The sequence below is a fragment of the Nostoc sp. EspVER01 genome (genome assembly GCF_034530635.1).
In the GTDB taxonomy this organism is placed as follows: Bacteria; Cyanobacteriota; Cyanobacteriia; order Cyanobacteriales; family Nostocaceae; genus Nostoc.
Map to the genome: position 1 here is coordinate 172038 of NZ_JAVRCS010000013.1, position 10025 is coordinate 182062.

Annotated in this window: 8 protein-coding genes; 2 read left to right on the top strand and 6 right to left on the bottom strand. The window is 42.5% G+C overall.

Translation table 11 applies throughout. The features are described 5' to 3' along the window. Positions 1–12: 12 nt before the first annotated feature. Together RMX69_RS14235 and RMX69_RS14240 are read right to left on the bottom strand one after the other, a co-directional pair. Positions 13–981 carry a hypothetical protein gene (locus RMX69_RS14235; RefSeq protein WP_322637829.1) on the bottom strand — a complete coding sequence of 323 codons (969 nt, stop codon included), beginning with the start codon at positions 979–981 and terminating at the stop codon, positions 13–15. A gap of 136 nt (positions 982–1117) precedes the next feature. Then, entirely contained in the window at positions 1118–1507 is a 390-nt protein-coding gene (locus RMX69_RS14240) for a tetratricopeptide repeat protein (RefSeq protein ID WP_322637841.1), read from the bottom strand. Positions 1508–2411: 904 nt separating this feature from the next. On the opposite strand from RMX69_RS14240, the gene RMX69_RS14245 reads away from it, so the two are divergent. After that, complete coding sequence (locus tag RMX69_RS14245; protein WP_012407469.1) at positions 2412–2630, top strand: DUF4327 family protein; 219 nt, start codon at positions 2412–2414, stop codon at positions 2628–2630. 300 nt (positions 2631–2930) lie between these two features. On the opposite strand, the gene RMX69_RS14250 is transcribed toward RMX69_RS14245, so the two are convergent. The 3 genes from RMX69_RS14250 to RMX69_RS14260 all read right to left on the bottom strand — a co-directional run bounded on the left by RMX69_RS14250 (position 2931) and on the right by RMX69_RS14260 (position 7574). Beyond that, positions 2931–4214, bottom strand: coding sequence for a protein kinase domain-containing protein (locus tag RMX69_RS14250; RefSeq protein WP_322637830.1), 1284 nt, complete (start codon positions 4212–4214; stop codon positions 2931–2933). A gap of 204 nt (positions 4215–4418) precedes the next feature. Next, positions 4419–6413: a serine/threonine phosphatase gene (locus RMX69_RS14255; protein ID WP_322637831.1), complete on the bottom strand. Its 1995-nt coding sequence runs from the start codon at positions 6411–6413 to the stop codon at positions 4419–4421. Positions 6414–6782: 369 nt separating this feature from the next. Next, positions 6783–7574: a basic amino acid ABC transporter substrate-binding protein gene (locus RMX69_RS14260; protein ID WP_289797600.1), complete on the bottom strand. Its 792-nt coding sequence runs from the start codon at positions 7572–7574 to the stop codon at positions 6783–6785. 134 nt (positions 7575–7708) lie between these two features. Here RMX69_RS14260 and RMX69_RS14265 point away from each other — a divergent pair, with 134 nt between their 5' ends. Further along, positions 7709–8908, top strand: coding sequence for a PLP-dependent aminotransferase family protein (locus tag RMX69_RS14265; protein WP_322637832.1), 1200 nt, complete (start codon positions 7709–7711; stop codon positions 8906–8908). A 139-nt stretch (positions 8909–9047) separates the two neighbouring features. Here RMX69_RS14265 and RMX69_RS14270 read toward each other — a convergent pair whose 3' ends face one another. Next, the gene (locus tag RMX69_RS14270; protein ID WP_322637833.1) at positions 9048–9671 is read right to left on the bottom strand and encodes a J domain-containing protein; all 624 of its coding nucleotides are present in this window, start codon (positions 9669–9671) and stop codon (positions 9048–9050) included. Positions 9672–10025 lie beyond the last annotated feature (354 nt).

The following is a 10025-nucleotide window of genomic DNA, read 5'->3' on the forward strand; positions in this document are numbered from 1 at the left end:
TATTGATTCTCTTTAATTATTAATTTTAGAATATTTTGAAAAAGATAATTTAAGAGACTCTTGACATCCTAGATTTTTTTTGAATTGCATCAACCCAACATTGGGTTCTCCCAAAATTGTTGATGTACCAAGATCAAGGAGTTGAAAAGCTTTTTTTTGAGCATATTCATATATATAATTAGCTAGAAGTGTTATTGGGCTATAATTTTGCATATTATCTATATCACCCCAAGCATAAACATAAAGTATTAAAGGATTAATTACCACACATATACTGCTACATACAATTGTCTCTTTCTTAAATACACCAAATAATTTTATTTTTTCGGGAAACATATTAACCATTTGCAAAATTTGTTCATAGTTCATTGAAAACATGAATCCTCGCCTTATCCTATTTTCTAAAATAACAGAATAAGCTTGCTCATAAACTGAATAATCAAGTTCTTTGGCTATAAGACCTTCTCTTAAACATTTATTTAACCTTTTTCTATTGCCATGATTAATTTTTGCCGAAAAGCATATATTATCCACAACTAAATTATAATTAAGCTCATGATTATCGACTGAATAGCCCAGCCTTATCAAAATATTATAAGTGAGAGAAAATAAAGATGGATTATGACACATAGGTTGCATTAGAACTTCTATTTTCGTAGCACCTATACACCATAAATAATCATCAACAGTTCTAATGAACTGCTCATAAATACTAAAATCTATATTTCCTTGAATTACAAATCCTCCAAATGTTCCTTTTGCTGGACTTTTGAATACATCAGAGGCAACTTCTGTAAAATGTATTGTACCTAATACTATCTCAGATTCTTTTTTACATAATTGAAAATAGAAAGCCCGCTCAGTTTTATGGATATTAAAAAAGTCATAAGTATTGAAAATATGATTTACTTCGCTCTCGATAAAGTAATTTACCTTGATTTCATATTTATCATCAATAGATAAAATAAAGTGTCTGCTCATTATTTTTTATGATTAAAATATGAATAACTTGCTGTAACCGTTTTTGGTACATACTCAACACTCTAAAGCTGTATTCACCTGTCTTCTTAATTACTATCCTTTCGCGTCGATAAATGCTTGATAATAAGGAAAACTCTTACTCACCCATTTTCTTTTTCACATCCGCCAAAACAGTCTTATAATCCTGCCTATCAGGGTGTAACTTCACCAACTTCTCTAAAAGCTCTATTGCACCTTTCGCATCCTTCAATTGCAACCGCAGTAAAGACAGCTTCTCTAAAGCAAGTTGGTTTTCTGGTTCCCGTTGTAAAACCAACTCGTAGCCCCGCGCCTGTTGCTGTAATCCTGACTCAGGAGAAGCAGACGCAGTTGCTGGCTTTGGTTGAGTAGCCTGTTGGATTGCCGGAATTACTGCAAATACCGTAGAACCAAAAAACGAGAACATCGACACTATCGTGACAATCTTTTGCCGCCGCTGAATCTGCTTTTTGCGGGTAATTAGGTATTCTTCGTCCGAACCAGCCATGCCTGACATACTTGCTGCGGTAAATACTTAGGTATCAGCAAGCCTCCCGTTCTGAGGATACCCATCTGTTCAACAGAAACTAACATCCGCGCTAAAAATTTTTCACACAAACTTCAAATACTGACTCTGAAGACGAGAGAACCTTATGGTAAAACTATGCTGTACTGCCAATTTTGCCATGCGTAGTTTACCGCCAATCGCTCTTATACCTCAAAGCAAAACCCTACCCTGCGCCCTAAGAGGTCTTATTCTCTGAGCAAAACATAAAAATTATATAAAGATTTGCAATTTTTTCGCCTAAAGCCAGATGTTTGCGATAATCTAAATAACATTTAAATCAACAGAAAGAGTAAACATTTCTATTAAATTGCAATTTCCCTGTCAGTCAAAGACTTTCAAACTAGCTCGTATCCTATAGCTACTGCAACAAGCAAGCATATTTTTTCTAATTTAAACAAACAGAATTTTTCCAGTAGTCCTCAGTCACACTACTTAGTGGAACTTCCTTGAGGAGTAATTATTCTGATCGGCGTTCACAATAAATATCTTACGAAAGGTAGTGTTGCACTCTTGCAGAAAAAAGGTAGACCTAAAGGGGAAAAACAAAAGGGGCAAAGGTTAAAGGAAAAAGGGGAAAGATAAACATCCCTTACTCCTTCTCCCGAAACTTTTATCTGGCTTCTGCAAAAAGTTTAAGGACTGCTTGGTAAAATTGGGATTTTCTGGTGGTAATTACCGTACAAAACCGAATTTAACAGTAACTTAGTAGAGTTTGTTATGGTATAGTTAAAAAGTTAAGACTAGCTTTACCAAATTACACCACTCTACGGGCCGGCAACAATTGCAGAATGGAAAGCAGTTTTAATTAAGCATTTACCCACAAAATCAGAATTGAATCGAGGTTATGACTCAGCAAGTGATTCACCCAATGGTGAAATTGCAACGCAACGTGCAATCACTCATAGAATCTAATATTATCAAGCCAAGCGATAGCATCTGGAAAATCGCTCTGCTCTATGGTAATGAATGGCAGCACTGGAAACAAGAACTGCTTGACTTTGGCTTTAGTATGCAAGACCCAGTTAGTGAATTGCTAGCTGTAGAAACTTGGGATGAGGAGTAGGGAATAGGGAATAGAAATTTTTAATATTCACCACTCCCTAGTGGTTCATCGCATTAATTTTGCGGGGCTGCTAGCTCCCCGACTTCTTGAAGAAGTCGGGGAGCTGAACACCACTAACCTCTTAAAACTTTTGCGATAGACCACTAGTACTCTGTCCCAAAAGTTTTGATGGGTGAATAAGTTTGTAGTAAGGACTTCATTCCTTGATTTTAGCGCTTAAGCGCTCACTAAAAACCAAGCATTGTTGACTCGGCGGACTACTAGACGTGATTAATCGCGTCTCTACACACTCCCGATTCTCTAAACTTTACAGGCAGCTAAAGCCGCAGCCAATTCCTTTGCATTTTGATAGCGATCGCGTGGCAATGGTTCTGTAACGCGATCAATAACATCCCTTAATTGGGAACTAATGGTGGGAACTTTTGCCACATCAAACCTGAAGTTTCGCCCTCGTTGGCGGTAATACTTGAAAGGGTTTTCGCCTGTGAGCAGAAAAATTAGTGTTGGCCCAATTGCATACAAATCAGATTGAGTCAAAGGTTGTCCTCGTTCTTGTTCAGGAGCGCAGTAACCTTCTGCACCAATTCGAGTACCGGGTGCTGTGCCAATTTCTTTAACTGCGCCAAAGTCTAGCACCACTATACGATTTTCTGAACTTCGCACCATTAAATTGGCGGGTTTGATATCGCGGTGAATTAGTGGAGGCTCTTGGCTATGAAGGTAGTACAGAATATCACAGGTTTGGATCATCCAAGCGATCGCTTGGTTTGGTATTACTGGGCCAGTGGTATAGACGCGTTTCTCCAAATCTTGTCCGTGGATTAATTCCATTGCCAAGTATTTTTTTCCGCCTTCTACAAAGAAGTCATAATACTTGGGAATTCCAGGATGGTTAAGGGATTTGAGAGTATGCGCCTCTCGTTCAAATAACTCTTGAGCTTTGACAATTTTCAGCATATCAGCATTCATTTGCTTCAACACCAGCAGTTGTGGCATACCCGCAATCAGACCAGCCTCATCCCAAGCGAGATAGGTAGTACCCATACCTCCTTGTCCGAGAGTTCGCAACACCTGATAATGGCGAATTCTCTGTTGGACTGAGAGAGGTTGACCGCAGTGGATGCAAAATAGATTGTTTGGGGAATTACCTTCGTGCGTGCAAGTGGAGGATGAATTTGCCGGGTTTTTTGCTGAGTAAAGTGTCTCGGCGGCGTTTTCTTCTATCCCTTGTATTTGCTGCGATCGCAAACCAGTTTCCAGTACTGTTACCTCCTGAATTTGGAATTGCAGTATTGGGCCTCCCTGTGCCAATTGCAAAAGAGAATTATCTGGTAACGGACTCTGAAGTACAAGGATACCGTTGAGAAAAGTCCCATTTGTACCCTGACTAATCAGCTGCCAAGCATCGCCATTGCTAGCGTCACCGACTTTTCTCAGTTCTAGATGATGCCGCGAAACTAAACTATCATTTAAAACAACGTGATTATCTGCCGCTCGACCAATCCGAATTATGGAGGAGTTCTCAAAGCTCCACTGCTGGAGGGGCGTTTTCTGTTGCGGTTCTAACAGGGTCAGACTAACCACAATACAACCTACAAGGTAAATGGATTAGGGATTGGAGAATGGGGAAAGGGGAATGGGGAAAGGGGAAAGGGGAATGGGGAAAAACCTTATATACCTTATATATTATTGAGCCTTCCAATCCTTTTCCCCTTACCCTTTTCCCTTTAACCGAGCAGTATTGCTCCCCTGCTCTCCTGCTTCTTCGCCATTCCCATTTATTTATGATTAACTTTCTAGATTTGGGCGTACTTTTGCCCGAATAAGTATACCAGTAATATTGTCGTGACCGTTGTGTTGATTTGCCAAATCAATTAAATCTGTCACACCCCGTTCTAAGTTAGCGCCAGAACTAAGTAAGGGTTCTAAGTGCGTCTGCCAATGAGTTTCTAGTAAATCATTATCTGATAGACCATCCGATGCCAACAGCAGAAGAGTATCTTCGTTGATGTCAAAAAAGCCTACGTCGGGATTAATCGAGTTTTCATCACGAGGCCCCAAGGCTTGGGTAAGTTGGTAGGCATCTGGACGGGCGTAAGCTATGCTTGCTTCCACTCCTCGGTTAATTTCCCGTTGCCCAACTTCGTGATCTACTGTGACTTGTTCTAGCCCCTGCTTACGCGTCAGGCGATAGAGACGGCTATCTCCCACATGAGCGACTGCTGCTTGAGTATCTTGAATTAAAAGCATTACTAAAGTTGTACCCATACGCCCAACTCCAGAACGGGCATCTTGTTGATTGAGCTTGTAAATCGCCTCATTAGCTAAATACACTGCCTCACGAATGCTATCTTCTGTTGGCAGCTGGTTGGCAATCCAGTGTTCTTGAAAGTATTGCCGTAGGGTGTTGACTGCTAACTCGCTGGCTATCTCGCCGCCAGCATGTCCACCCATACCATCACAAAGAATATACAAACCATACCCTTCTAAAACTCGACTTTTGGGTAACTCCAGTTTATGAATTTTGGTTTCAATGCCAAAGTAGTCTTCGTTATGATGACGTTGACGCCCCACATCTGTGCGTCCTGCATCTTCTAAGCTACTTAACTGCATTGCCAGCACCACAGTTGGCATATCATCAGTTTTGCTAATGATATCTTCTAACTCATCTGATTGCGGGGTAGTGGACACAGCAGTATTTTTCTCCTTTATTGGGGGCAAAGTTGCGGTTCCTAATGCTTCCAGTTCAATAGAAATTTCCTCCAAACGCGATCGCAATTGGGCGATCGTCTGAATCTTACCTACCTCTAAATCCCCCAACATCTGGACTACGGAGCCAAATTGAGTCCGTTGCGACTGTCTAAATAGTGCTTGCCAAACTCTTCCCAAAGCTTGGATCGTTAACGGCTCCTCTGGAATGGCAGATGTTTGGCTTTGGGCATCTTCTGGCGACTCCGTGGCGGGCTGAGAATTCGGTGATTCCACATACAACCTTTGTAGTGCCAACGTTTGGTCTTCATCCAATCGCAAATTCGACAAATCTAAAAGGCTTTGACGACAATTTACTGGTTCCAATACTGCCCAAAGTTGGGTCATTTCATAACACCAGTGTAAAATTTTTAACGAACTGGTTGTTTCTTCTTGCCACAGGTCGAGTAAATACTGCCAATCCGAGCGGTTTTCGATTATTAATACCTGTATATCACCTTGCTGCCATGCGTCGTGAATCGACGGTATTCCCCGCTCACCTTGGGATTGTAAAGCAATATAAAGTTTAGCAAGGCGAGGAATCTCACTCGCTTCCACTGATGGTGTTAGCAAATCTGATTCCTGACTTTCTAGGATTGCCTCAATCGGTGATATTTGATACGGCTGGCAGTCTAAAACTCTGACACCTAAATCAGTAATAATGTCAGTTTCCGTTTGGGTTGGTAGTGCATCTAATAATTGATAGCGCTCCTGGGAGTCTAAATAGGAGCCTAATGTAATTTGAGAACTAGGAGATACAGGAGATGAGGAGGGTATTGCTTGCTCATCTCCTTCACCTCCCACATCTCCGACATCCCCTTCTCCTCTCAAAGCTTCCCCAGTAGTTTCTTTAGCAATAATTGCCCAAAACACTGTTCCACATTCAGTGTCACAGTTATGACAACGTAGTGCATTCACCGGTACATCATCGGTACTGCATTCAGGACAGACCTTGTGAGTCAGGGATGTGCCACAGTTTTGACAGAATTTGTTGCTATTGGGGTTTTCAAATTTACACTGAGGGCAAATCAGCATAGTGGAAGTTCCTTTATTCCCGTTCGTTCCAAGGTGCTTCTAGCCACTAAGATCCAAGGTGCCACAATTGGCTGTCCCTGACTACAGTAGATTGTAGTTTATCAATGAATTTTGGTGGCAGTATTAATTGTGACGCATATTATATAAATATTTCATATATTGGCAGCTAATTCCTTATAAATGGAGCAGGGGAGCAGCACTTCTCTACGAGAGGCTTCTCTTTCAGAGACGCTAACGCGAACGCCAACGGCTACGCAGTTCGACTGCGCTCACCGTAAACTCAGTGACCGAGGAGCAGGGGAGTAGAGGAGAAGTTGCAGTAAATTTTTCCCCTCTGCCCCTCTGCCTCTTGTGCCTAATGCCCAATTGTCAAGAGTCTGGCAATTGTGGAGGTTCAACTTTAAACCATTTTTGATAAATTTGCTTGTAAGTGCCATTGGATAGCAAAGTTGCTATACCTTTGTTAATTGCATCCAAATGCGGTGAATCCTTGGGCATAGCAATCCCGTAGTATTCTTGAGTAAGCAAATCCGCAACAACTCTGATGCCTTTGAGTTTGCCATTTTTAATCGCATACAAAGTCGCGAAAGCATCACTAACAACAGCATCAACGTTGCCATTGAGCAAGTCTTGGAAAAATTCTGGGCCAGAATTAAAAGTACTAATTTTGGCGTTGGGGATGGTTTTGGCAAAATCTGCCCCAGTAGAACCAATTTGGACAGCAATTTTTTTACCTTTGAGACTATTGAAGTCTTTAATATTTTGATTGTCTTCGCGGACAGCGATCGCAAGTCCGGCTTTAAAATAAGGTCGTGAAAAAGCAATTGTTTTCAGGCGTTCGGCGGTAATCGTGATTCCACTAATTGCTGCATCGACTCTTTTGGCTTGCAAAGTCGAGATCATGCCATCAAAGGGCAGACTTTCAAACTGGACTGCAAAACCTGCTACTTTAGCAATCGCATTCATCAAATCAATATCAAAGCCTTCCAAGTTCCCGCTAGCTGTTTGAAATTCAAAAGGGACAAAGGTGGGGTCTGTAGCCACCTTGAGAGGTTTAACTTCTGGGTTAGTAGTGGGATATAAACTTTGACAGGCAATAATCAGTAGTAGGCAGCCTAAGCTGAGAATTAGCTGCTGCCATTTGAAGTTACTTAATTTCACTATAGTAATTTTGTTCTAGCAATCAATATTTACGATACTTGTCATGATGTTATAAGAAAGAATACATACGTATGACTTTTTGCTAATTGCCTTTGTTTGTGTTCCATATTCTGACTCCCAATTTTTAATCGCTTATGGCTTCTACCACTTCTGCTTACCAAATTGCTGATTTGTTCGCCGAAAGAGCTAGAAATTTGACACCACCAACTTACGGCACTGAGTTAACCAAAATCATCACCGTCAGCTTTGCCTATGGTCTGGCTGACCCAATTCTCTTTCCCCATGCTGACTTGTCTGCTGCAAGTGCGGCTGTACTGGCAGAAGAAGCTCCGATCGCTCTCAATTACGGGCCACCTTCAGCCCAACTTTATGAACAAATAATCCTCCGCTTGCAAGCTCAAGGAATTCCTGCCGGTCGCGATCGCGTAATTATTGGCTACGGTTCCGGTCAGATTTTGGGCTTGCTACCAGATGTGTTTGTCGAACCTGGTGATGTGGTAATTGTAGAAGGGCCAACCTTCTTGGGAGTAGTTAGTAGATTTGTCCAGGCTGGCGCCCGCCTGATTACCATTCCTGTAGATGAGATGGGAATGGATGTAGATGCGTTAGAAGAAACTTTAAGCGACCTGAAAAAACAGGGTATTCGACCCCGTTTTATTTACACTATCCCTACTTTTCATAATCCCACAGGCACTACTATGCCGTTATCTCGCCGCCAAAAGCTGGTAGCGTTAGCGGCTGAGTATGGTGTGTTGGTGGTGGAAGACGATGCCTACAGCGATTTGCGCTTCCAAGGTGAAATTGTGCCATCCTTAGCAAGCCTTGACAAGGAGGGGTGGGTGTTATATGTGAATACCTTCTCGAAAATCATTGCGCCTGGTATTCGGCTAGGCTGGGCTTGTGGCGATCCAGCAATTATTGAGCGGTTGGCAATGTTCAAAAGTGAAGGGCCTGTGGGGCCGTTTGTCAGCCATGTGGTTGGCCGCTACTGTGCTACAGGCAAACTAGATCATCACATTCAGGAGTTAATCGCGTGCTACAAGCATAAGTGTAATTTGTTATTAGAAGCGATCGCTCACGAGTTTCCCAGTGATGTAGTTGCTTTGCGTCCAGGTGGTGGCTTTTTCGTTTGGTGTAAATTGCCGCCAGATATCAGCGCCAAAGCACTCCTCAGAGCTGCCAATGAACACGGCGTCAGTTTTCTGCCAGGGACTCGTTGCTATGCCAATGGACAGGGAGATGATGCCATTAGGCTGGCTTTTAGCTTTCAAACAACCGAGAAGATTGTTGAGGGAATTGCTGTCTTGGGAGCAGTGTTGAGGAAATGGCGGTAATTCGTAATTCGTAATTCCTTCCCAGTCTTCGACTGGGAATGGCTTTTAGAAGGCTTCCGCCTTCCATTTAAGCAGCAGAACCGCAACGAAAAGCACTTCTTTCTTAGACCTGGAAACGAGATTTAAAATTTTGTAAACTTTAAAAAATTTGCTCCAAGCGCTGGAAATCGCGCTGGACTTCATACCAGAGACTTTTATTATGAGGATCTGTTTTCAAAGCTTTTTTCAGATAAATTCTGGCTTTGAGTAGTTGTTTTTCAGAAATTAGCGCCCGTCCCCAAATTTGATAAGCGATCGCCAACCATTGACGGACTTCTGCATCTGTTGACAAACGATCTGCTAAAGCTTCCGCCAGGGCGATCGCTTGCGGAAATCGTCTTTCTTGCAAAAATCGCTGCAATTGCTCATAAGTCTTCCACTTCAGCCGTTCTTCTATTTCCAACAGATTCGGCGGCTTTGGTTTCCCTGATTCTTGGCTTGTCACCGTCGTTACTGGTGTTTTCTGCCGCTGCGTTGCCTTGGCGTCGTCACCTCCAGACGTTGACACCTGACTTGAATGTACGCCAATTTCCTCTGGTAGTACTACCGTCAGCAGGAGTTTGTAGGCCTCTGTCAAGGCAATAAACTTATCTTTGGCTTTGTTGTCATCTGGGTTGATATCGGGATGATATTGCTGCGCCAGTCGTCGGTAAGACGCTTTGATGTCAGCAAAAGAAGCTCCCGATCTTAAACCTAGTAAACGGTAGCAATCTCCAAGATCCATCTTGAGCTATCAGCTATCGAATATTTAGCTATTGGCTATTATCTGTCAGTATCAGCTTCAAGCCCGGACTATTAATAATAAGGGCTAATTTTCTATTTTAAAGTTCAATGTTGACAGTTTGTTTAAAGAAGGGGAGTGGGGAACTAGGAGTTAGGAGTTAGGAGTTAGAAGTTAGAATTCTTCCCCTGCTCCCCTGCTCCCCTGCTCCTCGGTCACTGAGCGTAGCCGAAGTGCTGCTCCCCTGCTCCTCGGTCACTGAGCGTAGCCGAAGTGCTGCTCCCCTGCTCCTCGGTCACTGAGCGTAGCCGTTGGCGTTCGCGTTAGCGTCTCTGAAAGAGAAGCCTCTCGTAGAGA

What these genes read in the sequence shown, in the direction of transcription:
- RMX69_RS14235 (WP_322637829.1), bottom strand. Translation starts at nt 981, where the DNA reads ATGAGCAGACACTTTATTTTATCTATTGATGATAAATATGAAATCAAG.
- RMX69_RS14240 (WP_322637841.1), bottom strand. Translation starts at nt 1,507, where the DNA reads ATGGCTGGTTCGGACGAAGAATACCTAATTACCCGCAAAAAGCAGATT.
- RMX69_RS14245 (WP_012407469.1), top strand. Translation starts at nt 2,412, where the DNA reads ATGACTCAGCAAGTGATTCACCCAATGGTGAAATTGCAACGCAACGTG.
- RMX69_RS14255 (WP_322637831.1), bottom strand. Translation starts at nt 6,413, where the DNA reads ATGCTGATTTGCCCTCAGTGTAAATTTGAAAACCCCAATAGCAACAAA.
- RMX69_RS14265 (WP_322637832.1), top strand. Translation starts at nt 7,709, where the DNA reads ATGGCTTCTACCACTTCTGCTTACCAAATTGCTGATTTGTTCGCCGAA.
- RMX69_RS14270 (WP_322637833.1), bottom strand. Translation starts at nt 9,671, where the DNA reads ATGGATCTTGGAGATTGCTACCGTTTACTAGGTTTAAGATCGGGAGCT.